22 protein-coding genes are annotated in these 24449 nt (G+C 60.2%); 11 read left to right on the top strand and 11 right to left on the bottom strand.

The features are described 5' to 3' along the window. Window positions 1–23: 23 nt before the first annotated feature. Window positions 24–935 carry an NAD(P)-dependent oxidoreductase gene (locus ABJ076_RS01595; RefSeq protein WP_348191264.1) on the top strand — a complete coding sequence of 304 codons (912 nt, stop codon included), beginning with the start codon at window positions 24–26 and terminating at the stop codon, window positions 933–935. A gap of 6 nt (window positions 936–941) precedes the next feature. On the opposite strand, the gene ABJ076_RS01600 is transcribed toward ABJ076_RS01595, so the two are convergent. The 6 genes from ABJ076_RS01600 to ABJ076_RS01625 all read right to left on the bottom strand — a co-directional run bounded on the left by ABJ076_RS01600 (window position 942) and on the right by ABJ076_RS01625 (window position 8887). After that, window positions 942–1994: an SDR family oxidoreductase gene (locus ABJ076_RS01600; RefSeq protein WP_348191262.1), complete on the bottom strand. Its 1053-nt coding sequence runs from the start codon at window positions 1992–1994 to the stop codon at window positions 942–944. A 93-nt stretch (window positions 1995–2087) separates the two neighbouring features. Next, window positions 2088–4751 carry a pyruvate, phosphate dikinase gene (ppdK, locus tag ABJ076_RS01605; RefSeq protein ID WP_348191259.1) on the bottom strand — a complete coding sequence of 888 codons (2664 nt, stop codon included), beginning with the start codon at window positions 4749–4751 and terminating at the stop codon, window positions 2088–2090. Between the two features lie 10 nt (window positions 4752–4761). Beyond that, window positions 4762–6828, bottom strand: a complete 2067-nt coding sequence (glyS, locus tag ABJ076_RS01610; RefSeq protein WP_348191257.1) for a glycine--tRNA ligase subunit beta — start codon at window positions 6826–6828, stop codon at window positions 4762–4764. Further along, window positions 6821–7747 carry a glycine--tRNA ligase subunit alpha gene (locus ABJ076_RS01615; RefSeq protein WP_348191254.1) on the bottom strand — a complete coding sequence of 309 codons (927 nt, stop codon included), beginning with the start codon at window positions 7745–7747 and terminating at the stop codon, window positions 6821–6823. The genes glyS and ABJ076_RS01615 overlap by 8 nt, the downstream gene beginning before the upstream one ends. A 116-nt stretch (window positions 7748–7863) precedes the next feature. Beyond that, entirely contained in the window at window positions 7864–8268 is a 405-nt protein-coding gene (locus ABJ076_RS01620; RefSeq protein ID WP_348191252.1) for a hypothetical protein, read from the bottom strand. Between the two features lie 193 nt (window positions 8269–8461). Then, window positions 8462–8887 carry a hypothetical protein gene (locus ABJ076_RS01625; RefSeq protein WP_348191249.1) on the bottom strand — a complete coding sequence of 142 codons (426 nt, stop codon included), beginning with the start codon at window positions 8885–8887 and terminating at the stop codon, window positions 8462–8464. Between the two features lie 646 nt (window positions 8888–9533). On the opposite strand from ABJ076_RS01625, the gene ABJ076_RS01630 reads away from it, so the two are divergent. Beyond that, complete coding sequence (locus ABJ076_RS01630) at window positions 9534–9746, top strand: hypothetical protein (RefSeq protein WP_348202579.1); 213 nt, start codon at window positions 9534–9536, stop codon at window positions 9744–9746. An 89-nt stretch (window positions 9747–9835) separates the two neighbouring features. Here the strand turns inward: ABJ076_RS01630 and ABJ076_RS01635 are convergent, their stop codons facing one another. Then, on the bottom strand, window positions 9836–10210 hold the full coding sequence (locus ABJ076_RS01635) for a DUF4170 domain-containing protein (RefSeq protein WP_348191243.1): 375 nt from the start codon (window positions 10208–10210) through the stop codon (window positions 9836–9838). A gap of 150 nt (window positions 10211–10360) precedes the next feature. Between ABJ076_RS01635 and ABJ076_RS01640 the strand changes: the two genes are divergently transcribed. Next, window positions 10361–11869: a UbiD family decarboxylase gene (locus tag ABJ076_RS01640; protein ID WP_348191241.1), complete on the top strand. Its 1509-nt coding sequence runs from the start codon at window positions 10361–10363 to the stop codon at window positions 11867–11869. A 9-nt stretch (window positions 11870–11878) separates the two neighbouring features. On the opposite strand, the gene ABJ076_RS01645 is transcribed toward ABJ076_RS01640, so the two are convergent. After that, window positions 11879–12433, bottom strand: a complete 555-nt coding sequence (locus tag ABJ076_RS01645) for a hypothetical protein (protein WP_348191238.1) — start codon at window positions 12431–12433, stop codon at window positions 11879–11881. A 167-nt stretch (window positions 12434–12600) separates the two neighbouring features. On the opposite strand from ABJ076_RS01645, the gene ABJ076_RS01650 reads away from it, so the two are divergent. After that, window positions 12601–13947: a TldD/PmbA family protein gene (locus tag ABJ076_RS01650; protein WP_348191236.1), complete on the top strand. Its 1347-nt coding sequence runs from the start codon at window positions 12601–12603 to the stop codon at window positions 13945–13947. Window positions 13948–14051: 104 nt separating this feature from the next. Further along, window positions 14052–14537 carry a YHS domain-containing (seleno)protein gene (locus tag ABJ076_RS01655; RefSeq protein ID WP_348191233.1) on the top strand — a complete coding sequence of 162 codons (486 nt, stop codon included), beginning with the start codon at window positions 14052–14054 and terminating at the stop codon, window positions 14535–14537. Here the strand turns inward: ABJ076_RS01655 and ABJ076_RS01660 are convergent. After that, window positions 14498–15520 carry a diacylglycerol kinase family protein gene (locus ABJ076_RS01660; RefSeq protein ID WP_348191230.1) on the bottom strand — a complete coding sequence of 341 codons (1023 nt, stop codon included), beginning with the start codon at window positions 15518–15520 and terminating at the stop codon, window positions 14498–14500. The two genes, ABJ076_RS01655 and ABJ076_RS01660, sit on opposite strands and share 40 nt — an antisense overlap. Before the next feature lie 228 nt (window positions 15521–15748). Here ABJ076_RS01660 and ABJ076_RS01665 point away from each other — a divergent pair, with 228 nt between their 5' ends. From ABJ076_RS01665 to lpxK, 5 genes are all read left to right on the top strand, one after another. Next, window positions 15749–16519: a UDP-2,3-diacylglucosamine diphosphatase gene (locus ABJ076_RS01665; RefSeq protein ID WP_348191227.1), complete on the top strand. Its 771-nt coding sequence runs from the start codon at window positions 15749–15751 to the stop codon at window positions 16517–16519. A gap of 13 nt (window positions 16520–16532) precedes the next feature. Beyond that, a complete protein-coding gene (locus ABJ076_RS01670; protein ID WP_348191224.1) occupies window positions 16533–17567 on the top strand; it encodes a glycosyltransferase family 1 protein in 1035 nt (344 codons plus the stop codon). A 102-nt stretch (window positions 17568–17669) separates the two neighbouring features. Continuing rightward, window positions 17670–18383, top strand: a complete 714-nt coding sequence (locus ABJ076_RS01675; protein WP_348191222.1) for a lysophospholipid acyltransferase family protein — start codon at window positions 17670–17672, stop codon at window positions 18381–18383. Continuing rightward, on the top strand, window positions 18380–19654 hold the full coding sequence (locus ABJ076_RS01680) for a 3-deoxy-D-manno-octulosonic acid transferase (protein WP_348191219.1): 1275 nt from the start codon (window positions 18380–18382) through the stop codon (window positions 19652–19654). The genes ABJ076_RS01675 and ABJ076_RS01680 overlap by 4 nt, the downstream gene beginning before the upstream one ends. Window positions 19655–19698: 44 nt before the next feature. Continuing rightward, window positions 19699–20628, top strand: coding sequence for a tetraacyldisaccharide 4'-kinase (gene lpxK / locus ABJ076_RS01685; protein ID WP_348191547.1), 930 nt, complete (start codon window positions 19699–19701; stop codon window positions 20626–20628). Here the strand turns inward: lpxK and ABJ076_RS01690 are convergent. Both ABJ076_RS01690 and xseA read right to left on the bottom strand, forming a co-directional pair. Continuing rightward, entirely contained in the window at window positions 20625–21443 is an 819-nt protein-coding gene (locus ABJ076_RS01690; protein ID WP_348191216.1) for a M23 family metallopeptidase, read from the bottom strand. The two genes, lpxK and ABJ076_RS01690, sit on opposite strands and share 4 nt — an antisense overlap. Then, complete coding sequence (xseA, locus tag ABJ076_RS01695; RefSeq protein ID WP_348191213.1) at window positions 21440–23041, bottom strand: exodeoxyribonuclease VII large subunit; 1602 nt, start codon at window positions 23039–23041, stop codon at window positions 21440–21442. Before xseA ends, ABJ076_RS01690 begins: the two co-directional genes overlap by 4 nt. A gap of 51 nt (window positions 23042–23092) precedes the next feature. Between xseA and purD the strand changes: the two genes are divergently transcribed. Then, the gene (gene purD, locus ABJ076_RS01700) at window positions 23093–24382 is read left to right on the top strand and encodes a phosphoribosylamine--glycine ligase (RefSeq protein WP_348191210.1); all 1290 of its coding nucleotides are present in this window, start codon (window positions 23093–23095) and stop codon (window positions 24380–24382) included. Window positions 24383–24449 lie beyond the last annotated feature (67 nt).

The following is a 24449-nucleotide window of genomic DNA, read 5'->3' on the forward strand; positions in this document are numbered from 1 at the left end:
GCGCAGAGGACGAAGGGACGGGTATGACGCCGAATGTCACCTTTCTTGGCATCGGGCGAATGGGTCTTGGAATGGCCACCAACATCGCTCGCGCCGGATTTCCACTGACGGTCTGGAACCGGACCGCAGGCAAGACGGACGCACTTGTCAGCCATCACGCCACCATCGCGGAAAGCGCAGCTGAAGCGGTCGCCGATGCAGATATCGTCTGCACCAGCGTCACAGATGCGGAGGCCGTCCGTGAGATTCTGTTTGAGCGTGGCGTGGCCGATGCCATGAAGCCGGGTACGATCTTCTGCGACATGAGCTCCATCGCGCCGCAGGCCGAGCAAGAATTCGATACCACCCTTACGAAACATGGCATCCGCCATCTGGACGCGCCGGTCTCCGGCGGCACACAGGGCGCAGAACTTGGCAGCCTTGCCATCATGGTCGGCGGTGAAAAAGACACCTTTGTCGAAGCGACACCCGTGCTGGCCGCCATGGGCAGGCCGTTCCGGGTCGGTCCCTGCGGAGCTGGACAGCTTACCAAGCTCTGCAATCAGGTCATTGTCGCGATCTCCATCGCCGGGCTTTCCGAAGCGATGTTGCTGGCTGAGGCCGGCGGCGCCAATCCGGAGTCGGTACGCGATGCTCTGCGCGGCGGGTTCGCCGAGAGCCGTGTCCTGCAAGAGCACGGCAACCGCATAATCGAGCGGAATTGGGGCCCGGGCGCCCAGGTCAGAAATACGCTGAAGGACTTGGACACTGTGCTCAGCACGGCCAAGGAATGTGGCCTTGAGCTGCCATTTATCGCTCTCGCCCGCGACCTTTACAACTCACTCAGTGAACGCGGCCTCGCTGAATATGACCAGACCGCCATGCTTCTGGAACTGGAGTATCGCAACTCCCCTCACCGGGTCGGCGAAAAGCCTGATAGCGGTCCAGACAGCTAACGCTCCCTACGGAATAGCCTTCCGGGCTCGGAATTCATCGAACAGCTCAATGAACATTTCCTCCGAGCGCACATAATCATTGAACCCGGCCATGCGGATTTTCAGCGTGTCGGTCATCACATCCCAGTCGGTGCCAAACACGTAGTCCGCGAAGGGCCATGCGGCAATGTCGGCGTACGGCGTGCGCATCAGATCCTCACGCTCCACGATCCGCGCCCAAAGCGGTGCCTTGTCCGCCATGAACTCGGTGAGAGGAATGGTCTGCACGTCCCCCAGGTCCATCTCGAAAAACTCGGCGAAACGCGGCCAGACGTTCTTCCATCGGAAAAAATCTCCGTTGGTAATGTTGAACACCTCGTTCCGCGCACTGTCGGCTGTTCCCGCCCAGACCATCGACCGCGCCAGCAAGGCTGAGTCGGTCACCTGATAAACCGCCTCATAGGCTCCCCTCTTGCCGGGAAAGCGCAGCGGCAGGCCAAGTTCCTTGGAAATCGTCGCGTATACAGCAATGCAGGTCGTGATATTCATCGGGTTGCCGACAGCAAAGCCGCAGACTGTGTGTGGGCGAAGCGCCGACCATGTCCAGCGCTGCCCTTCCTGGGCATCGCGTAGCCAGCTTTCCTGGGTGTGATAGAAATTCGGCAACATGTGCGGCGGGTCTTGTTCCCGGGCCGGTGTCTTAAACGGACCGAGATGGCTGCCATAGATCTTGTTGCCTTCCATGAGCTGGACATGTTCCAGCACCGGAGAGACAGCCGCAACTGGTTCCACCGCATTCACCAGCATGGCGAGATTGGGCGCATCATGCTCCGCCCATGTCGGCCGGGCCTGGAAGGCTGTGTAGAATATATGGGTGACATCCGTCAGATGAGCGAGTTTCGCTTCCGCGTCAGATCGATCGAGCAAATCGACGGAAATGTATGTCGCCCTGCTCGGAAAATCCGGAGCCCTGCGGCTTAGGCCAACGATGTCCCATCCACCGATGTCTTCAAGGTGCTGGATAAGCCGGCGCCCGATAACGCCTAGCGCACCGACTACTAGTGCTTTCTTCTGCCTCATAGTTTCCTCCGCAAAATTTTTGCGGGCAGTGTGAGAGGCATATATTTTTACGTCAACGCAACAGGGTTCCCGGAAAAAAGATACTAAGAGTCTTTACGTATTTTCATCGCCCATAATCGTCGCCTGGGCGGCGGCGATGCGGGCCACCGGCAGACGGTTCGGCGCGCAAGACACGTAATCGAGCCCGATGGAATGGCAGAAGCGAACAGTCTTGGCATCGCCGCCATGCTCGCCGCAGATGCCGATCAGCAATTCCGGGTTTTCCGTCCGGCCGCGTTCTGTTGCGATCCGCACCAGCTCCCCGACGCCTTCGATATCGAGGGTGACGAAGGGATCGAGATCGACCACGGAGTTGTTCATGTAAGTGGTCAGGAACGCATCGGCATCGTCCCGCGACATGCCGAAGACGGTGCGTGTCAGATCGTCCGTGCCGAAGCTGAAAAAGTCCGCGCTCTTGGCAATCTCGCCGGCACGAAGGGCTGCGCGCGGCAGCTCGATCAAGGTACCTACACGATAGCTGATGGTACACCCTGTCTCCTGCTCGACCTCCGCCGCCACCCTGTCGACGATAATCCGGACAAAATCGAATTCCCTCTTCCCAACAACCAGCGGCACGGTGATTTCCAACGTTACCGTATCGCCGAACTCCTGCAGCACATCGCTCGCGGCCACGAACATAGCGCGGACCTGCATGTCGGTGATTTCCGGATAGGAGATCGCCAAACGGCAGCCCCGATGCCCCAGCACCGGCACGATCTGACGCACCGCCGCGACCCGCTTGCGCACGGCCTCGACCGGCAAGCCAAGCGCTTCTGCCGTTTTCTGATAGTCCGCATCGCTCTCCGGCAGCACCTCGTCGAGCGGTGGATCAAGCAGACGGACTGCAACCGGGAAGCCACGCAGCTCCCGGAACAGCTTGGTGAAGTCCGCACGCTGCAACGGGAATAATCGGTCGAGCGACGGGCGCCTCTCCTTCTCATCCCTCGCCAACGTCAGCTCTCGTACGGTCATGATTCGGGAAGGCGCGAAGAAAGTATGCTCTGTGCTGACCAGTCCGATGCCATCCGCCCCGAATGCATGGGCGGCCCTTGCATCCTCCATAGTCTCGACATTGGCACGCACGTCGAGCTTGCGGATCTCGTCGGCCCAGGACACCAGCGTTGTCAAATCATCCGGAAGCTGTGGCTCTATGGTCGGAATGCGGCCGAGATAGATACCGCCACCGGTGCCGTCGAGGGTGATTTCATCACCGTCGCGGATAGTGATATCGCCAACGGTGAATAACGTGTTCGCCGCATCAATCCGGACCGTGCTGGCACCGCAGATGCAAGGCCGCCCCATGCCGCGCGCCACCACCGCCGCATGGCTGGTCAGACCACCACGCGCGGTGACGATACCAACCGCCGCATGCATACCGTGAACATCGTTCGGGCTGGTTTCCTTGCGGACCAGAATGACATGCGCGCCATCGCGGGACCGGCTGATTGCATCATCCGGATCGAACACGACGATACCGCTGGCTGCCCCCGGTGAGGCAGGCAGACCGCGCGCAACCGGCTCCGCTCCCGTTGAGGGATCGACAGACGGATAAAGCAGGCTGTCGAGGTCGTCTGGATTGACCCGCATCACCGCGGCGCGGCGTGAGATCAGGCCTTCCCGTTCCATATCGACGGCGATCTTCAGTCCTGCCTCGACAGTGCGTTTGGCGGATCGGGTCTGTAGCAGGAACAGCTCACCAAGCTCTGCCGTGAATTCAATGTCCTGCACGTCGCCATAATGACGTTCCAGGCGATCGCAAAGACTCTGAAGCTTGTCGAACAGACCCGGTGCATGGGCGGAAAGCGCCTCCGCCGCACCATGCATCGGGCTTTCAACGAGCGGCAGCGGAGTGCGGAGCCCGGCAACCACATCCTCGCCCTGCGCGTTGGGAAGGTATTCGCCGTACGGTTCCTTCACGCCGGTCGAGGGATTGCGGGTAAAGGCGACACCGGTGACGCTCTCGTGACCCAAATTTCCGAACACCATGGCCTGCACGGTAACGGCGGTGCCGGTCGTGTCCGCGATATCGTGCAAAGAGCGATAGATGACAGCACGCTGATTATTCCAGGACCGGATAACCCCACCAATGGCGCCCCAGAGTTGCTCCAATGGATCTTCCGGAAAACGTTTGCCGGACTCGCTCTCAACGATCTCCTTGAAGCGCACCGTCATTATGGCGAAAGCGTCCGCAGTGAGGTCGCGGTCGAAATCTGCGCCGTGATCTTCCTTGATCTCGTCAGCGGCCTCCTCGAACAGGAAGCCGTCCACATCGAGCACGACCTCGCCATACATGTTGATGAAACGGCGGTAGCAATCGTAAGCGAAGCGGCGGTCGCCGGATTTCCGTGCCAGCCCCTCGACCACGGCATCGTTGAGGCCGAGATTGAGCACCGTGTCCATCATCCCCGGCATCGAGGCCGCACTGCCGGAACGCACGGAAACGAGCAGCGGGTTTTCCGGATCGCCGAACCGGGAACCCCGAGCGTTTTCTAGTTGCGAAAGTCCTTCGCGGACAGCGCCATCAAGCGTGTCAGGAAAGTTGCTGCCGTGGCTGTGATAGTAGCCGCAGACATCGGTGGTGATGGTAAAACCGGGCGGCACGGGCAGCCCGATCGTACTCATCTCGGCAAGATTAGCGCCCTTGGAGCCAAGCAGATCTTCCATGCCGGCGGAGCCTTCTGCCACTCCCCCGCCGAATGTGTAGATCCACTTCTCCATCGCGCAGTCGTCAGGCCTCTATGTTCGAGAAATCCGCAATCCTGTGCGCGGCAGATCCGACCCTGGCGAGCAGCGCCAACCGGTTCCGGCGCAGCGCTGGATCGTCAACATTGACCGTAACCTTGTCGAAGAAGGCATCGACTGGCCCGCGCAGACCTGCGAGAGCCGCCATGGCCGCTTCGAAATCCTCATCGGCAAGGGCTTTGTCGGCTCCATTTTCCGCCACAATCAGAGCTTGCGAAAGCGCCTTCTCCTCATCCTGCGCAAGCAGGCTGTCGTCGGTGCCGCCGTCATGGGCCGCCCCGTCCTTCTTTTCCTCGGCACGAACAATGTTCCCTGCCCGGCGAACGCCCGCCAGAAGGTTGGCACCGTCATCGGTGGAAAGCACAGACTGTAATGCGGTTACACGACCAAGCAGACGCACCAGATCGTCCTCACCACCAAGAGCAAACACGGCGGACACCAGGTCGTGCCGAACACCGCCTTCGCGCAAATGGACTTTCAGGCGATCAGCGAAGAAATCGAGAATCCCGTCCGGCGCACCGAGCCCCGGATACAGTCCGGCAGCCCTGGCAAAGGCATCACCGAGCGGCAAACGCAGCTTGTTCTCGACGATCAGACGAATGACACCAAGTGCGGCGCGGCGCAGGGCGAACGGGTCCTTGGAGCCAGTCGGTTTTTCGTCGATGGCAAAGAAACCGGCGAGCGTATCCAGCTTGTCCGCGAGCGCGACGGCAATGCTTTCAGGCGCAGTCGGACACCGGTCGTTCGGGCCCTGCGGCGCGTAATGGTCCGCGATGGCATCGGCGACTTCCGGTGCCTCACCGTCATGCAACGCGTAGTAGCGGCCCATGATGCCCTGCAGTTCCGGGAACTCGCCAACCATCTCGGTCACGAGATCCGCCTTGCAAAGCGTTGCCGCGCGCTTTGCCTTGGAGGCGTCCGCTCCCGGCACAAAGCCGGCAATCCATTCCGCCAACGCTTCCAGCCGCCCGGCCTTGTTCGCAACAGTACCGAGCTTTTGATAGAACAGGATATCGGACAGCTTGCCTGTCCGGGCTTCCAGCTTCACCGCCCGGTCCTGATCCCAGAAGAATTTCGCGTCAGACAGGCGAGCGCGCAGAACTTTCTCGTTCCCGGCCCGAATGGTCGCGTCCCGCTCCGGGTCCGCCGCCATGTTGGAGACGGTGATGAAGCGGCTGGCCAGCGTGCCGTCGGCATGCTCGGCGGAGAAATATTTCTGATGGCTGCGCATTGAGGTGACCAGCGCTTCCGCCGGTACGTCCATGAAGGCATCGTCGATCCGGCCCATGATCGGCACCGGCCATTCGACCAGACCGCAAACTTCTTCGAGCAGCCCCTGATCCGGCTTCACCGTCAGGCCTTCGGCCTTGGCGAGCGCGGCGGCGCCTTCCTCGATGATCCGCTTGCGTTCTTCGCGATCGATGATGACGAAGGCCGCATGCAGCTTTGCCTGGTAATCCTCAAAATCACTGACCGCCACCGCATCGGGCGCCAGGAAGCGATGACCACGCGTCTGGTTCGTGAAGGCCAACTCACCGCCGCCAAGATCGACGGCGCCATCAAGCGTCTCACCGCCGAATACCGCCAGCACGCCATGCATCGGGCGCACCCAGCGGAATGCGTGACGGCCCCAGCGCATGCTTTTCGGCCAGGCCAATTCCTTCACCGCCTCGGCAAGAATGCCCGGCAGGACGGTGCGGGTTTCTGCACCCTTGGTTTCAACCACGGCATAGAGGAACGTGCCTTTCGGCGTTTCCCGCTTCTCGCACTGGTCCAGCGTCAGGCCCACAGACCCGAGGAAACCCGCGAGGGCTTTTTCCGGCGCATCGGCTTTCGGGCCGCGGCGTTCCTCACTGGTATCCGGCTGCTTGTCCGGCAAGCCATCAATCACGGCGATCAGGCGGCGCGGCGTCACATGTGCGGTGGCCGAGCTGTAGTCCAGACCGGCTTTCTTCAGCTTCTGAGTCAGCAGGGACAGCAGGTCGTCCGCTGCCTTCTTCTGCATGCGGGCCGGAATTTCCTCACTGAAGAGTTCGACGAGCAACTCAGACATTGGCCGCCTCCGTGCTCTCGGCCTTACCGGCCTCGACCCACCGCTCGCAACAGCGCTTCGCCAGCGCCCGCACCCGGCCGATATAGGCCTGCCGTTCGGTCACGCTGATCACCCCGCGCGCATCAAGAAGATTGAAGGTATGGCTGGCCTTCATGCACTGGTCATAGGCCGGTAACGGCAGAGGCCGTTCATCGGCCAGAATGCGTTCGCACTCCGCCTCGGCATCCTTGAAATGCTGGAACAGGGCGTCCGTCCCGGCGATCTCGAAATTCCAGGTGGAGAATTCCCGCTCGGCCTGTTGGAAGATATCGGCGTAGGTCTTGCCGCCCTCTTCTTTTGGCACGCCGTCCCAGTCGAGATCAAAGATCGAGTCCACGCCCTGGATATAGGTGGCGATACGCTCCAACCCATAGGTGAGCTCCAGCGGAACCGGATCGCAATCGATACCGCCGACCTGCTGGAAGTAGGTGTATTGCGAGATCTCCATGCCGTCGCACCAGATCTCCCAGCCAAGCCCCCAAGCGCCCAGTGTCGGACTTTCCCAGTCATCCTCGACAAAGCGGATATCGTGCTTCATCGGATCGAGCCCGATGGCCTTCAGAGAGCCCAGATAAAGCTCCTGACTGTCCGCCGGGGACGGCTTGATCAATGCCTGGAACTGATAATAGTGCTGCAGCCGGTTCGGGTTCTCGCCGTAGCGGCCATCCGTCGGACGGCGCGAAGGCTGCACATAGGCCGCCTTCCAGATATCGTCCGGACCGAGCGAGCGCAGGGTCGTCGCCGGGTGGAAAGTACCAGCGCCGACTTCCATGTCGTAAGGCTGCAGGATCACACACCCTTTGCTCGCCCAATAGCTCTGCAAGGTGAGGATGAGAGACTGAAAATCCGTCCGCGGGGCGGACTCTGCCGGGCTCGACATCGGAAAATGCTCGCTTGCTCATAAGTTTTGCGGTGCGGCAACCTAATGGAAGCGCCGCCGCCACGGCAAGAAGGGAGTTTCATACAGAGGCAGACATCAGAAACCCTGCTACAGCGCTACAAGCGATCGATCTCCGATTTGAGCCATTCCTGTGCATCGGCAACAGTGTCGAAAATCCCCCAAGACAAGCCAAGCTTTTCGTAGAAAGAGGTTACCAGACCGACGGTCAATTCGCGAAACTCGATCGCGCCGACGACAATGCCGGAGGCGCATAGCCCCAACTCTATATCCCGAACCACCAGTTCCTGAGACTTCGCAACGGCTTCAGCCGTCAAAAAAGCTTCGTCACCAAACTCCATCAGAAGAGCGAAGGGTCTCCCCGCGAGAGGTTGAACCTGGCGCAAGATTTCTTCTCCAATCATCTCTAACTGCTCGAGATTGGTCTGGCCGACAACCTTCAAATGGATGATGTGATCTTCAAAGCTGAGCTCAAAAGTCCCGTGGGGCGCAAATCGTCCCATTTTCATGCTTCCTCATCTGAAACAGCAGCCTCGCTCCTCACGATAAAACGTCCAAAGCATTCGAAAAGGCAGCTAATCTTCTTGGCATCACGCCGTTGAACATCCTCCGTGATCCACCACAGTCTTCCGCAGCAAACCGCTCTGCCTTCAGGGCATGGGCACATTTGGCGCAGATTCACGATCAGAAAGTTCGTCAGTTTTTCCCTTTGGCTTTACGTGCCTCTTCGATTCTGGCCTCAAGCCAAGGCTTAGACTCCTCGTAACTATTGACCGTGCGCCAAGGCACACCTGCATTTTTATATAAGCGGTCCATCTGTGCAGAGACAATGAGACGGGAAGTCGAATTGTTGAGGTTCAGCGCGCACGCGCACAGCCCCTTCTCAGCACGCTCCGCGATGCTCAGCGCGAGTACCGCTTCCGCCTCCGGAGTGAGGATCACATTCTGATCGTAGACCGAATACATCGCAAACGGGGCTCCGGCAAAGCTATCGACCAGAGATCTGACTTCCCGCACATATGCGTCGATCGTCTCCTTATTTGCCGCTCCGGATGCAAAAAGCTTTATGATGCAATCATCGATTTCAAGACTGTATTCACCGTGAGGCTCGAATACATGCAAAGCAACATTCCCTCTCTTTTCGTCAACTTCGACGCCGATTGCGTCAACATAGAATCCGAGAGGTAAAAATAGTTTGAAGTCTATCCATGATAGCGGAGCACTAGAAATCCGGCGTTTTCCCGACTAACTCCACACGCAGGATATTCACTGATAATTCGAACTCACGACTTGGGTCGCTGTGCAGTTGAAATATCATCATTTGTCCGATCCCTCCGCCACATCGCGGATACGGATTTCCAGTCAAGGCTTTACGGGCTCGCATGTATCGATGATGTGCACCTTGAGCCCACGGCCATCACCCATGCTTCCGATTTGGAAGTCAGGGGCCTAGGAAGAGGATGATTGCGACAGAGTGACCGTTGTCGCCCCTTGGCCGCACCTGATCCGCCCCTTCAGACTTGCGTTGAGCCACATGTTCTCATCTGGAATCAGCAGGACATCCTTCATAAACTCGACATAAGTCGCGAAAGAAGCACCCAGCGGCCAGACGCGAAGCGCGTATCAGACCCCGTCCTCGTTAATTGCGATCCGCTTCGGCCAACTGCGTTAGCACCCACGTCAATGCAGTGGGTTCGTCCACCGCCTCGATCTAATGCACACCGATTGAATCAAACACGCGGCTGACTTGATGGCGCACGAGCAGCTTATGATCCGCACGACAGTCAAAATGGTAGGCGACACAAGTCCAGCCTCGTGCGACCCGACCAATGGCGCTTTTGACCCAAGCATCTTCTGCCTCCGGCGTCATAAGCATACCGTCGTCGAAGTCGCAAACCATACCATAGGGCCGACCGCGGAAGCCCTCGACGATTTCATTGGTCAGGTTGTTGTGGTGACGAAGCATCTCGATATTGATTGAGCCCGAGGCCGCGACCCGGATCACCCGATCATGGTCGGGATGGAGTGATATTTCGTAGTTTCCGTGAGGCGCGTATTCAGGCACTAGCGTCAATCGCTGACTTTTTCGATCCGATAGCGGGTGTGCGCGTCGTCAACACTTTCCCAGGCCCGCTTCTGCCATTCGGCCTTGGCATCCTCGTAAGTGTCGAAAGGACCGACCCTATGTTCGGGCGAACCATCAGCGGTCTCGCTAAAATCAGTCGACTTGTAGGTACCGCCGACAACCCAGAACTGCTGAGAGCCGTCATCCCAGATCCGGTATCGCGTATGCGCATCGTCCACATGTTCCCAGGCCAGCTTGCCCCAAACGGATTTCGCAGTTTCATAGTCCGGGAAGGGACCGATCTTGGTTTCCGCGTCTCCGCCCTTGATGTGCGTGAAAGACGTGTCCGTGTATTCGCCGCCGATGACCCAATAAGCCATGAGAAAACTCCGTGTCGACATTACCGGTTCGGTATACAGCGACCAGCGCGCCCTATCAATCGCGGCAGACGGTCACAGCTGGCACCAAAGAGGCCGCGCGGTTATATCTGACAGCGCGTCCACGTGGCGCGCGAACCAACGGAGTGCCTCATGCCCTTTTCCTCCCTGCGCGACTTCATGGCCCAGCTTGAGAGCAAGGGGCGTCTCGTTCGCGTCAACGAGCCAGTCTCGCCCGAATTGGAGATGACGGAGATCCAGACCCGCCTGCTGGCCGAAGGCGGCCCGGCGGTCTTGTTCGAGAATGTCGTCGGGCCGGATGGGCAGAAATACGAAATGCCCACGCTGGCCAATCTATTCGGCACCGTCGAACGGGTTGCCTGGGGCATGGATCGGGAACCGGAACAGCTCCGCGAAGTGGGCGAGACGCTCGCCTTCCTTCGCCAGCCGGAGCCACCCGGCGGCTGGCGCGAGGCGCTTGATATGCTGCCCCTGCTGAAAACCGTGATGTCGATGAAACCGCGCACGGTTGGCTATGGTCCCTGCCAGGATGTGATTCTGCAGGGCGACGATATCGACCTTTCCCGCCTGCCAATCCAGAGCTGCTGGCCGGGCGAGCCGGCGCCGCTGATCACTTGGCCGCTGGTGGTCACGAAAGGCCCCGGCAAACGCAAGGAAGACGATTTCAATCTCGGCATCTACCGCATGCAGGTGCTGGGCAAGGACAAGACCCTGATGCGCTGGCTGAAGCATCGCGGCGGAGCCCAGCATTACCAGCGCTGGAAGAATGAGAAGCCGGAGCCACTGCCTGCCGCCGTCGTGATCGGCGCCGATCCGGGGACCATTCTGGCCGCCGTGACCCCAGTGCCGGATACGCTCAGCGAATATCAGTTCGCGGGTCTGCTCAGGGGCAAGAAAGTCGATCTGGTCGATTGCAAGACGGTGCCCCTGAAAGTCCCGGCAGAAGCGGAAATCGTTATCGAGGGCTATGTCTCGCTCGACGAATATGGCGATGAGGGGCCTTATGGCGACCACACCGGCTATTACAATTCTGTCGAGAAGTTCCCGGTCTTCAACGTGTCCGCAATCACCATGCGGCGGGACCCGATTTACCTGACCACCTTCACCGGCCGCCCGCCGGATGAGCCGTCGGTGCTCGGCGAAGGGCTGAACGAGGTCTTCATTCCGCTGATCCAGCAACAGTTTCCGGAAATCACTGACTTCTGGCTGCCGCCCGAAGGCTGCTCCTACCGGATCGCGGTCATCGCGATGAAGAAGGCTTATCCGGGCCACGCCAAGCGGGTGATGATGGGCGCCTGGTCCTATCTCCGGCAGTTCATGTACACGAAATGGCTGATCATCGTGGATGACGATATCAATGCCCGCGACTGGAAGGATGTTATGTGGGCGATCTCGACCCGCATGGACCCGGTCAGGGACGTGACGATGATCGAGAACACGCCGATCGACTATCTCGACTTCGCCAGCCCCGAATCCGGCCTCGGCGGCAAGATCGGCCTCGACGCGACAAACAAGTGGCCACCCGAGACTAAGCGGGAATGGGGCGAGGAGATCCGGATGGACCAGGACATCATTGATCTGGTGGACCAGAAATGGTCCTCGCTCGGGCTACCGGGCAGTGGCAAGCCTATCTGGAAATAGTCCGGCGTCTTATTTTGCCGGATATTCCCGCTCGATTCGCACGTTGTCCCAGGCATCCAGCGCCGCATCCACTTCCAGCATGGCGTTCAGGAAACCGTTGCGACAGGCGGCGATATCGTCCGTCTGATGTCCTTCCTCCGCCTGTTCGACCCAGCAATCGAACTGGGCCTGTGCGCGGGCGGAAGCGTGCGGCGCCAAGATTCGGGAATCGCGCTCGAACGCGGAGATCAAGCGGTCGCGGGAGGATTGCAATGCCGGGAGTTGAGCGTCGCCCAGCTTCCAGTCGGCAAGGGTCTCCGGAGGCACGGTTTCGCCCCGCGCGGATGCGAGGGTCTTCTCAGCGAAATACTCGGCATCGATCCAGTCCGCCATATCGTCCGCCTCATAAAGCGCGAAACGGCGGTATTCGGCAGCGAGGCTGTGCTCGAACCCGTCACGGGCATCGGCCTGGTCACGGACGGCGGCAACTCCGTCATAGAGTTGGAACATTTGAGCAGTGGCCGGCCCGGCAACGACCGTGAACAAAGCGGCGGAGACGGTAAAAGCTGTGAGAATATGTTTCATCTGTTCCTCCTTCTCAAAAGTGCGGTAAGCGTGGTTTACCGGCCGGCTTTGACAGGAACAGGACGGGTTTCGCCACATTCGATCCGCAATCACGAACCTCCCTCGGTTGCGCACGCCACCGATCCGCCCTATGTCTCAATCGGTTCTGTGACGGAGACGGAAAAGACATGTCAGATATCGGCGGACTAGACCTGCTGGACAGCCTTATCGCCAAAGCCCGAAAAGCTGGCGCCGAGACGGCAGACGCCATTCACCTAACCGGGCGCTCGCTTTCCGTCTCCCAGCGTTTGGGCAAACCGGAAGCGGTCGAGCGGGCGGAAGGTAACGATATCGGCCTGCGCGTTCTGGTCGGAAAACAACAAGCTTCCGTCTCCGGCTCCGACGCGAGACCGGAAGCGCTCGACGAACTCGTCGAGCGGGCGGTTGCCATGGCCAAAGTTGCTCCGGAAGACCCCTTTGCCGGGATTGCCGATGCCTCCCAGATAGCTGGCAACAGCCCGCGGATCGAAATGTTTGATCCTTACGAGCCATCCGCCGAAGACCTTACAAATCTCGCCGCCGCCGCCGAAGAAGCCGGTCTTGCGGTGAAGGGCATTACCAACTCGGAAGGCGGCGATGCCGGCTGGAGCACCACCGAGGTTGCCTTCGCGGCAAGCAACGGTTTTTCCGGCCAGTACCAGCGCTCCAGCTTCTCCGTCTCCGCCGTGATGCTTGCAGGCGAAGGTCAAGGCATGGAGCGGGATTACGATTATACCGCCAAGGTCTTCTTTGCGGATCTTGAGGACGCTGCAGAGATCGGCCGCCGGGCGGGCGAGCGGACCATTCGCCGCTTGAACCCGCAGCGCCCGTCCTCGCAGCGCGTTCCGGTGATCTTCGACCCGCGTGTCAGCCGCTCGTTGCTCGGACACCTCTCCTCCGCCATAAACGGTGTTTCGATCGCGCGGGGCACGAGTTTCCTGAAAGACAAGATGGGCGAGCAGATCTTCGCCGATAGCATCCGCATCGTCGACGACCCGCTGCGCGACAGGGGCTTCCGCTCCCGGCCATTCGACGCTGAGGGTCTGCCGACCGAAAAGCAGATGATCGTCGAAGATGGCCGTCTTGCCTCCTGGGTCCTGGATCTTTCGACGGCCCGGCAGCTCGGGCTGAACAGCAACGGGCACGCCTCGCGCGGTGTCGGTGGGCCGCCGAGCCCGTCCGCCACGAATCTTTATCTCGAGCCGGGCGACATGAGCCCCGAGGACTTGATCAAATCAGTCGGCACCGGGCTCTACATCACCGACATGATGGGCTCCAGCGTCAGCACCGTGACCGGGGATTACAGCCGGGGCGCGGGCGGCTACTGGATCGAGAACGGCGAGCTTGCCTATCCGGTCTCCGAAATTACCGTTGCCGGACACCTCACGGAAATCTTCCGGAACATGACGCCAGCGAACGATCTGACGTTTAAATACGGTACCGACGCCCCGACCCTCCGCATCGACGGGCTCACCCTCGCCGGATCGAACGCATAGCCCTTTCGAAATCTTTCACTAATTCGTGACTCGAAAATTCTGGCAATTGCGATTGCGCCTCCCCAGATGAGGCCCAATCGAGAAATTTCCTATGGAGATCAAAGATGAGCTGCAAACGTAGCTTGTCGCGCCTGTTGCTTGTGCTTGTCGCGGTTGGACTAGCTGCCGCCGCATCCCGCGAACCGTCAGACGCGACCGAAATAAAAATTGTCGACCCGACATTCAGTGTGCAACAGGGTTTCGCCATTAATGGATATGACCCCGTTGCCTACTTCACCGACTATGCGGCCATCCATGGAGACGAGGCGCATGCCGTGGTATTCGACGGCGTGCGGTTCCTCTTTGCGAATGCCGAAAACCGTACTCAGTTCTTGCATGATCCGAAGCGCTATCTGCCGCAATTCGGCGGCTACAGCACGTTCGCCCTCTCCAAAGGCAAACTCTATGGCGCAGACCCGAGAGTCTTCGACATTATCGACGGGCGGCTCTATCTCAGCCGCAACGAGCGAGTGCAGGAACTCTGGCACCGGAATCCGAATGGCTATATCAGTCAGGCGGAAGAGAACTGGTCTGAGCTTAGCGGCCGCTGAAGACCAGCACCTCTCGGCACGACCAGTTTGAGAGGTTGTGATGGCAAGGAAATACTGGCGGGGAGATTGGTGACGATATCCCCGTCCGCTTGCACAGGATCGCCGCTATAGGCCCCTTCTTCCGCCCAGATCGACACGGATCGGGTCTGAATTATCCGGTAGCCAGCCGTTGTTGGCAGACGGCCCATCATCATGTTGGCGGCATAACGGACCGCGTTCCAGCGCCCGGCCCGCTCGAACAGGCAGACATGCAGGATCTGCGCGTCGAGCCTCGCGTCCGGTGCGCAGATGAACGTTCCGCCGTAATAATGCGCCTTGGCGACCACAACAGAGGCGGCTTTATAGGTGTGGCCGTTAATAGCGACCCGGTAATAATGCGGTTTGTAAGATACCAATTCCGACAGGGTTGTCAGAGCATAGGCCCCTTTGCCGAGCCGGGCCTTCACCCGCGTGTTCACGTTCGCCACCACATCTGCGTCGAGACCGACCCCGGCCATCAAGGTGAAACGGTGACCGTTCACATCGCCGGTATGCGCATCAATTGCCGGACCGCGCCAAATCGTATCCGCTATCGCCTCGGCCTTTACTTTCAGGCCAATCTCGGCGGCCAACACGTTCGCCGTGCCGAGCGGCAGGATGGCCAAAGGTAGCTCCCCGCCACTCATACCATTCACCACCTCATTTATGGTCCCGTCCCCGCCGGCCGCCACCACCGCGTCCGGCGCATTTGCCGCTTTCATCAGACTGTGCTGCCGAGCATGACGGGCAAAGGCCTCCGCATCGCCCCGCGCGCCTGTCTCCAAAACCGTGACTTCAACGCCGTGTGCTTTCAGCCGCTCGATGACGGATGAGAAAAGCGCATACCGACGCTGTCCTGCTATTGGATTGTAGATCACAAGCACATGGCCCCGGCCTCCTTCGGCACCGGAAGCTGGCGGTTCGCTTCTTTTCACCCGGGCCGAATCGCGGATGATCTGATCCAAGTGAAACTCCCCCACGCGGATTTTTACACGGCCATATAGATGACAATTTTATTAAACGGCTACTGTACTCAACAAATATAAATCGACTTTTTGTTACGAATTCATGAAGTCATACAAAGTTCATTTTACAAATTGTTGGGCGATTCATAATAGAACGCCTAACAGATAATGACCCCAATCGGTATTCATTCAAGGTCCGGTAAGTTTTCAGAGACAGGATGACGGCAAGTGAACAGCCAGAAGGGTATCGACCGTTACCGGGCAATCTGGATTTCCGACATTCATCTCGGAACCAAAGGGTGCCAGGCCGAATATCTCCTCGATTTTCTGAAGCATACGGAATCCGACTATCTCTACCTGGTCGGCGATATCATCGATATCTGGCGCATGAAGCGCTCCTGGTCTTGGAAGCAGAGCCATAACGACGTGCTGCAGAAGCTGCTACGCAAGGCACGCAAGGGCACTAAAGTGATGTTCCTGCCAGGCAATCACGACGAAATGTTCCGCGGCTTCCTTGGCGAAAATTTCGGCCAGATAGAAGTCCGCGACGAGCATATCCATCTCACCAAGGATGGTCGCCGTTTCCTGATTCTGCATGGCGACCAGTACGACGTGGTGGTGAAGTACAACAAGTGGCTCGCGCTGGTCGGCGACGGCGCCTACAACCTCGCCCTCACGCTCAACACGCATTTCAACCAAATCCGCCGCTTCCTCGGCTATCCCTACTGGTCGCTCTCCGCCTACCTGAAGAACAAGGCGAAGCGCGCAGTCGAGTTCATCGGCAATTTCGAGCATGCGCTGGCCGACGAGGCCTCCAAGCGCGGCGTCGACGGCATTATCTGCGGCCACATCCATAAGGCCGAGATGAAGCAGATCGGCGACATTACATACTGCAACGACGGCGACTGGGTGGAGAGCTGCACGGCACTGGTCGAGCATTCCGACGGTCGGATGGAAATCCTCAACTGGGCCGAGGTTAGGCAACTCACCTTCGCATGAGGCGGTAAGCCCTATGAAAATCCTTCTCGTTTCCGATGCCTGGTTCCCGCAAGTCAACGGCGTTGTCCGCACACTGAACACGGTGATCGGCGAGCTCAGGGCAATGGGCCACGATGTCGAAACCATTACGCCGGACCAGTTCACCACCATCCCCTGCCCGACCTATCCGGAAATCCGTTTGGCCTGCTGGCCCTTCTTCCGGGTCCCGGCGATGATCGAGGCGGCCCGGCCGGATGCCATCCATATCGCCACAGAAGGGCCGCTCGGGATGACGGCGCGGCGCTATTGCGTGCGCAACAAACTGCCTTTCACCACCGCCTATCACACGCGCTTTCCAGAATATGTCGAGCCGCGCCTCGGCGTGCCGGTGTCATGGACCTATAGGGTCATGCGCCATTTTCACGGCAAATCCGCAGGCGTCATGGTCGCTACCAAGTCCATCCGCGCCGACCTTGAGGCGCGCGGCTTCGACAATATCAAAGACTGGAGCCGGGGCGTCGACACGGAACTGTTCCGGCCCCAGGCGAAAGACGCCATCGATGCACCGAGGCCGGTCTTCATGTTCGTTGGCCGGGTGGCTGTAGAAAAGAACCTGCCCGCCTTTCTCGAACTGGATCTGCCCGGCAGTAAAGTTGTGGTCGGCGACGGCCCGGACATGACCATGCTGAAAAAGCGTTTCCCCGACACCATCTTCGTCGGCGCCAAAAAGGGGGAGGAGCTGGCCAAGCATTACGCGGCGGCGGATGTGTTCGTCTTTCCAAGCCGGACCGACACCTTCGGGCTGGTCATGCTGGAAGCGCTTGCGTCCGGCGCACCCGTCGCCGCTTTCCCCGTTCCGGGTCCACTGGATGTGATCGCCTCCGAGAAGGTCGGCATGCTCTCCGAAGATCTCGGCATGGCGGCACGGGCGGCGCTAGAGCTGTCCACGGAAGACTGCCGAGCCTACGCGCTCGGTTTCAGTTGGCGGGCCTGCGCGGAACAATTCTTCAGCAATCTCGCTCCGTTCGATTCCGAGGCCGCTTTCGGTCGTTTCAGCAAAGCTGCCTGACGCTTTACGCCAATAAGAACTTGGCCCGGCAACGGCGCCCTAGTATGCATTCCCGTAATCGCCAAATGTGACCCATCAGGTCCTGAAGCTCGAACGGAAAGCATGCTGAAACGTCTGTTGCGCACGGAGATTGGCCGGGAGGTCGCAAGCCGCCTGCTGGCCGCCCTGATCCGGGGCCTCGCGCGCACCATCCGTTGGCAGATCGTCAATCCCGAGATCGCTGACGCCGTCTTCCGGAGCGACAAACCGGTTATCGGCGCTTTCTGGCATAATCGCATCATGCTGATGTCGAAGATCTGGAACAGCGACCGGCCGTTCGCCATGCTTCAATCGAAACACTCCGACGGACGCCTGATCGCCCGCACGATCGAGCATCTCGGCATCAGGGACATTGTTGGCTCGGCCGGCAAGGGCAAGGGCGGCGCCCAAGCACTGCGCGTCATGCTGAAAGCGTTGCAAAGCGGTACAGGCGTTGGCGTCACTCCTGACGGGCCGCGCGGGCCGCGCATGCGGGCCTCCGGCGGCGTCATCGCGCTTGCCCGAATGAGCGGCGCGCCGATCTATCCCGTGACCTGGAACGTCTCCCGCCGCCGAGTACTGCGCAGCTGGGACCGTTTCATCCTCGCCCTGCCTTTCAGCCGTGGCGTCTATATCTGGGGCGAGCCAATCCTCGTGCCGCGCGATTCGAACGCGGCGCAGATGGAAGCCTTGCGCCTTGAGCTGGAAGAACGCCTGAACCAGCTCTGCGCCGAAGCAGACGCCGCTCTCGGAACTGAGACGATCGCGCCCGCCGATCCGGCGCCGGAAGCCTCATGATCTTCCGGCTGTACAACGCGGCCACGCGTCTCGCCGGGCCTCTCCTCGACAGGCTTCTTGAAAAACGCCTCGCGCGCGGCAAGGAAGATCCGGAACGGATCTCTGAACGCCGGGGCATCGCAACACTGGAGCGCCCGACCGGGCGCGTGTTCTGGGTACACGGCGCCAGTGTCGGAGAATGTCAAACCGCACTTGCCCTGATCAACCGGTTGTTGGCGCGGGATCCCAGCTTGCAAATTCTCCTGACCAGCGGCACCAGAACGTCAGCAGAACTTATGACAGGCCGGCTTCCGGAAAGAGCCCTACATCAATTCATTCCCATCGATCATCCACACTGGATCGCGCGTTTTCTCGACCACTGGCAGCCATCGGCCGCCGTGTTTGTGGAATCCGATCTCTGGCCAAACCTGGTGCTCACGGCGCAGGCAAGGAACATCCCGCTCGTTCTGGCCAATGCACGCATGTCCAAGAGCTCTTTTGCCCGGTGGCGCAGGTTCGGGTTCCTGACCGGCAGGCTGTTTCAAGGCTTCTCGTTGATCCTGGCCAGTAACGACCAGCAGATGGAAAGTTTCAAAAGCCTGACGGACGCACCAGTGATCTCCGTCGGCAACTTGAAGCGTGCGGCGGCGCCGCTCACTGTCGACAAGGCAGCCCTTGATGCTCTGAAAAAAGCCACTGATACTCGACCGGTCTTTCTTGCAGCCAGTACCCATGACGGCGAGGATCTCGCAGTGCTCGACGCTCATCGCAGGGCCGCCGGGACCGTAACGGACCTGCTGACCATCATCGTTCCGCGCCACCCCAACCGCGGCTCGGACATCGCAGCGCTGGCTGCCACGGAAGGCTTTCAGACGATGTGCCGGTCAAGCGGAAGCCTGCCCAATGAGACAACCGACATCTATGTGGCGGACACACTCGGGGAAATGGGCAGCTTCTTCAAGCTCGCGGATACGGTATTCGTCGCCGGGTCTTTGATCCCTGTTGGCGGGCATAACCCGCTGGAGCCGGCCTATTTCGGCAAACCGGTTCTGTTCGGCCCGTTGATGGCAAACAATGCCGACATCGCCGCCGACATGATCGCAGCGGGCGCCGCCGAAGAGGTTGAGGCATCAGGACTTGGCGACCGGGTCGCCGTTCTGATGGGAGACAGCCCGGAGCGGTCCAGAATGACCTCCGCCGCCCTCGCCTTCGCGCAGGGGCAGGGCCGGATCGCGGACGACATGGCCGAACGAATTCTCGCGACGGCATCCCGTACGGGAGAGACCCGGTGAAAGCGCCCGGGTTCTGGGGTCGCGGCGGATTGCTACCCACCGTGATGACACCCGCCTCATGGCTCTACCAGGCTGCGGCATCCCTAAGATCCAGCTTCATCAGTCCATATCAGGCGTCGATACCGGTTCTATGCATCGGGAATCTCGTTGCAGGCGGAGCCGGCAAGACACCTGTCGCGTTGGCACTCGGACGGGCTTTGGTCCGGCGCGGCCTGAAGGTCGCCTTTCTCAGCAGGGGCTACGGCGGCAGCGAGTCCGGCCCACTGCAGGTTCTCCTGGACCGGCACAGTGCCAGCGCCGTCGGCGATGAGCCGCTGCTGCTCGCCGAGGCAGCACCGACATGGATTTCCCGCGACCGACCGGCCGGAGCCCGAATGGCAGCGGAGGCTGGCGCGGACATCATTCTGCTCGATGACGGCTTCCAGAACCCTGCCCTCTCGAAGACGATGTCCGTGTTGGTGGTTGATGGCGGTTACGGGTTTGGCAACGGTCGTGTCATCCCGGCAGGGCCGTTACGTGAACTGGTATCACAAGGACTGTCTCGCGCCGATGCCGTCGTGTTGCTGGGAGACGATCCCCGCAATCTGGAGGAAGTGCTGAAGGCAACACTCCCGGTTTTTCGAGGTCATCTGACACCAACCCGCGCGAGCGCAGGGTTGCGTGGTGAGCGGGCCATCGCTTTTGCCGGAATCGGGCGGCCTGGGAAATTTTTTGACACGCTACGAACGCTCGGCGTCGAGCTGGTTGAAACCCGGTCCTTTGGCGATCATGAGCCTTATCGCGGAGAAGATCTGATCGATCTGATCGCACAAGCCGAACAGAAAGATGCCCTGCTACTGACCACGGCCAAGGATCATGTCCGGTTGCCGGAAGAGCTTCGGCTGCTGATCAGGCGGGTCGATGTCGAGCTTGTCTGGGAAGACCCGGCTGGCATTGAAACCCTGCTGGACAGGATCGACGTGTCCGGCAGCTAGTTTTTCGGCGGCAGCGGCGGCACCAGAACGGCCGCGTCCACGCGCACATCGAACCAGTTAATCCGCCAGTCGAGATGCGGCCCGGTCGCCCGGCCGGTCGCCCCGATGGTGCCGATCCCCGCGCCCCGCTTCACTTCATCGCCGACCTTTACAGTCACCTTCTGCATGTGCAGGAACGCCGAGCTGAGCCCGTGTCCGTGGTCGATGATCACCGTGCCGCCGGTATAATAGAGATCCTTCTCCGCCAATCGGACGATCCCGCTCGCAGGCGCGACCACCGGAGAGCCCACCGGTCCAGCGACATCAACGCCGAAATGCGGCCGCTTCGGAACACCATTCAGGACTCTCTGACTTCCATAAACCCCGGAAATTCGCCCTTTTGCCGGCCAGATGAAACCTTCGACGAAATAAGGCCGGTCCGTGTCGATCTCCCGCACTTTCTTGATTCCGGCATTCTCGCTGCGGATGCGGGCAAGCACTTCCGGCTTCGGCTCGACATATTTCTGCGGCAGCCCGTCGATCCGCTGGATGTTGTAGGTCCGTTTGGAGATCTTCAATACCTTGCGCTCTTCCGAGCCGTCCGGCGCAGCAGCAACCAGCGTGGCATCGCGTTCCGCATCGCGCCCGAAACCGAACACGAACACCCCGTCGGCACTGACCCGCACGGGGCGGCCATCGAGAGTCAGTTTAACGCCCGGGTCGGTGCGACCCATGATGATCCCGCCTTGGGTGAAGGCACCATTCATTTCCAGAGTCACGGCATCAGCAGGATTGACCAGCAGAGTGAGGGCAGCGACAAGCAGAAGGCGGATCACAGCAGACTCCCTTGAGCCGGGTCGGGTTTCTTCGGTTTAGGCTTGGGCGAGGCTTTCGGCTCCGACGCTTCCTCCGCCGGTTTGCTGGTGCCTGCGGCAGCCGCAGCAGCTACGCCGGCGATTACTGCATCACGCGCACCGTCGCCGAAATGGATGGAAACTCCATCGCCTTCAGACAGGCCGCCCGCACTGGTGACAGGCGCGCCATCCGCATCCCGGACCAGCGCAAAACCGCGCTTCAGGGTCTGCTCGTAGGAATTGCTTTCCAGCAGGCGTCCCGCAGCATCCAGACGATTTGCCTGTTGATCGACAACACGCACAAAGGCCTGTTCGAACTGGCCCCCAAGCCGTCCCAAATCACGATCGCCGCGTATTGTCCGCTCGGCGATCGGCTCAAGCCGCAAGCGTCCAGCGACCGCACCGAGCTTGCTGACAGCAACCTCTCCGACCCGCCGGATCGATGATGTCCTGCGTTGTTCCGCAACCTTGAAGCGGCTTTCCATCCGGTTCAGCTCGGCCTGCGGATCCGCGATTCTCGACGTCAGATCACGCATCCGGTCATTCGCCCGGGACAGCCTGCGTTCCACCGCTGCACCCGAAGCCTGCCAGCGGTAATCCACCGTCTGCGCCTTCGCCTCGATGATCGAACGCGGATCGCCAAGCCCGCGTGCGAGGCCGGAGAGCCGGGTTTCTGACTCTGCGAACTTGCGGCGCAAGCCGTTGAACAGACGGGTCCCGTCCTGCATCAGCGTCGCCAGCAGATCCGAGCGCACCGGCACTGCGATCTCGGCGGCGGCGGTCGGGGTCGGTGCCCGGCGGTCGGAGGCATAATCGATCAGGGTCGTATCGGTCTCGTGCCCAACGGCGGAGATCAGTGGGATTTCGCTCGCCGCAGCGGCACGAACCACGATTTCCTCATTGAAGGCCCAGAGATCCTCAAGGCTGCCGCCGCCGCGGGCGACGATCAGCAAGTCCGGTCGCGGCACAACAGCATCCGGCGCCATCCGGTTAAAGCCTTCGATGGCGGCGGCGACCTGATCCTTCGCCGTCTCCCCCTGCACCAGCACCGGCCAGACCAGCACATGGCTCGGGAACCGGTCGGAGAGCCTGTGCAGGATATCCCGGATTACCGCGCCGGTTGACGAGGTAACCACGCCTATGACCTTCGGCAGAAACGGCAGCGGACGCTTGCGGGCGGCATCGAACAGGCCTTCGGCCGCCAGTTTCTTGCGCCGGTCTTCCAGCAGTTTGAGCAGTGCGCCCTCGCCTGCCAGCTCCATCTGCTCTATCACCATCTGGTACTTGGAGCGTCCGGGGAAAGTGGTGAGCTTGCCCGTGCAAATCACCTCCATGCCTTCTTCCGGCTGGATCGAAAGCCGCTGCGCAGCACCGCGCCAGCAGATCGCGTCGAGCACCGACTTCTCGTCTTTCAGGGTCAGATAGAGATGGCCGGAGCCTGCCCGTGTCGGCCGGGAAATCTCGCCCCGGACGCGAACATGCTCGAACGCCCCCTCGACGGTGCGTTTGACCTGATGGGAGATCTCGCTGACGGAGAATTCGGGAATATTGCCGAGCGGCGGCGCGCTGTCGTCTTGCATGAGGGGAATTTATGCTACAAGGCCGCCAAGTGAAAGCATGGGAACAGAAAAATGAAGATATTGGTTGTCGGATCGGGTGCGCGGGAACATGCCTTGTGCTGGGCCATTTCAGCCTCTCCCCTTTGCGATCACCTTTATTGCGCGCCGGGTAATGCCGGGATCGCCACTGTCGCCGAATGCATCGCGGTAAAGGCCGAGGATGTCGACGGGGTTGTTACCTTCGCCAGGGAAAACGCCATCGACTTCGTCGTTGTCGGCCCGGAAGCGCCGCTCGTCGCCGGTCTGGTCGACAAGCTGGACGAAGCCGGGATCAAGGCCTTCGGGCCGAGCGCAGCCGCAGCCCAGCTCGAAGGTTCCAAGGCTTTCACCAAAGGCATCTGCGACCGGCACAATATTCCGACGGCCGCGTACGCCCGCTTCACCGATCAGGAAGCCGCGAAGGATTATGTTACCAAAATGGGCGCACCCATCGTCGTCAAGGCTGACGGGCTTGCCGCCGGCAAGGGCGTGACCGTTGCCCAGACGGTCAAGGAAGCAATCGCCGCTCTTGAAGACGCCCTGTCTGGTGGCGCCTTCGGTGCTGCAGGTGAAGAGGTGGTGATCGAAGAATGCCTGATCGGCGAGGAAGCAAGCTTCTTCGCACTCTGCGACGGCAAGACCGCGCTGCCGCTGGCCACCGCCCAGGATCACAAGGCTGTCGGCGACGGCGATACCGGCCCGAACACAGGCGGCATGGGCGCTTACTCACCGGCCCCGGTAATGGACGACGCCATGGTCCAGCGGGTGATGGACGAGATTGTTCAGCCGACGGTCGACGGCATGGCGGCCGAAGGCATGCCGTTCAAGGGCGTGTTGTTCGCCGGACTGATGATCACCAGGGACGGCCCCAAGCTGATCGAACACAATGTCCGCTTCGGCGATCCTGAATGCGAAGCGCTGATGGTGCGTCTGATGAGCGATATCCTGCCGGCGCTGGTTGCCTCCGCGGACGGCCAACTCGACCAGATCACCCTGCGCTGGCGCCCGGAGAGTGCGCTGTGCGTCGTGCTCGCCTCAAAGGGCTATCCAGGTTCCTACGAGAAAGGCACGTTGATCGCCGAACTTGCGCCGGATAGCGAGACCGTGACCACCTTCCATGCAGGCACCGCACGCACGGATAAGAACGTGTTACATGCGACGGGTGGACGGGTCCTTGTCGTGACCGCGCTGGGTGAGAGCGTTACTGCCGCCCAGACCCAAGCCTACGAAACGGTAAAATCCATCAAATGGTCCAATGGTTTCTGCCGGAACGACATCGGCTGGCGTGCCGTGGCGCGAGAGTCTGCCAATCAGGTTAAGTAAAATTTTCTAAAAAACAGAATGAATTCTTATATTTGTTTCACTTAATATTCATACACAAAAGGATTTA

It is taken from the genome of Nisaea sp., from assembly GCF_039990255.1.
Lineage (GTDB): Bacteria > Pseudomonadota > Alphaproteobacteria > Thalassobaculales > Thalassobaculaceae > Nisaea.

Coding starts and splice junctions, on each gene's coding strand:
- ABJ076_RS01595 (WP_348191264.1), top strand. CDS start 24: ATGACGCCGAATGTCACCTTTCTTGGCATCGGGCGAATGGGTCTTGGA.
- ABJ076_RS01600 (WP_348191262.1), bottom strand. CDS start 1,994: ATGAGGCAGAAGAAAGCACTAGTAGTCGGTGCGCTAGGCGTTATCGGG.
- ppdK (WP_348191259.1), bottom strand. CDS start 4,751: ATGGAGAAGTGGATCTACACATTCGGCGGGGGAGTGGCAGAAGGCTCC.
- glyS (WP_348191257.1), bottom strand. CDS start 6,828: ATGTCTGAGTTGCTCGTCGAACTCTTCAGTGAGGAAATTCCGGCCCGC.
- ABJ076_RS01615 (WP_348191254.1), bottom strand. CDS start 7,747: ATGTCGAGCCCGGCAGAGTCCGCCCCGCGGACGGATTTTCAGTCTCTC.
- ABJ076_RS01620 (WP_348191252.1), bottom strand. CDS start 8,268: ATGGGACGATTTGCGCCCCACGGGACTTTTGAGCTCAGCTTTGAAGAT.
- ABJ076_RS01630 (WP_348202579.1), top strand. CDS start 9,534: ATGATCCGCACGACAGTCAAAATGGTAGGCGACACAAGTCCAGCCTCG.
- ABJ076_RS01635 (WP_348191243.1), bottom strand. CDS start 10,210: ATGGCTTATTGGGTCATCGGCGGCGAATACACGGACACGTCTTTCACG.
- ABJ076_RS01640 (WP_348191241.1), top strand. CDS start 10,361: ATGCCCTTTTCCTCCCTGCGCGACTTCATGGCCCAGCTTGAGAGCAAG.
- ABJ076_RS01645 (WP_348191238.1), bottom strand. CDS start 12,433: ATGAAACATATTCTCACAGCTTTTACCGTCTCCGCCGCTTTGTTCACG.
- ABJ076_RS01650 (WP_348191236.1), top strand. CDS start 12,601: ATGTCAGATATCGGCGGACTAGACCTGCTGGACAGCCTTATCGCCAAA.
- ABJ076_RS01655 (WP_348191233.1), top strand. CDS start 14,052: ATGAGCTGCAAACGTAGCTTGTCGCGCCTGTTGCTTGTGCTTGTCGCG.
- ABJ076_RS01670 (WP_348191224.1), top strand. CDS start 16,533: ATGAAAATCCTTCTCGTTTCCGATGCCTGGTTCCCGCAAGTCAACGGC.
- ABJ076_RS01675 (WP_348191222.1), top strand. CDS start 17,670: ATGCTGAAACGTCTGTTGCGCACGGAGATTGGCCGGGAGGTCGCAAGC.
- ABJ076_RS01680 (WP_348191219.1), top strand. CDS start 18,380: ATGATCTTCCGGCTGTACAACGCGGCCACGCGTCTCGCCGGGCCTCTC.
- lpxK (WP_348191547.1), top strand. CDS start 19,699: ATGACACCCGCCTCATGGCTCTACCAGGCTGCGGCATCCCTAAGATCC.
- xseA (WP_348191213.1), bottom strand. CDS start 23,041: ATGCAAGACGACAGCGCGCCGCCGCTCGGCAATATTCCCGAATTCTCC.
- purD (WP_348191210.1), top strand. CDS start 23,093: ATGAAGATATTGGTTGTCGGATCGGGTGCGCGGGAACATGCCTTGTGC.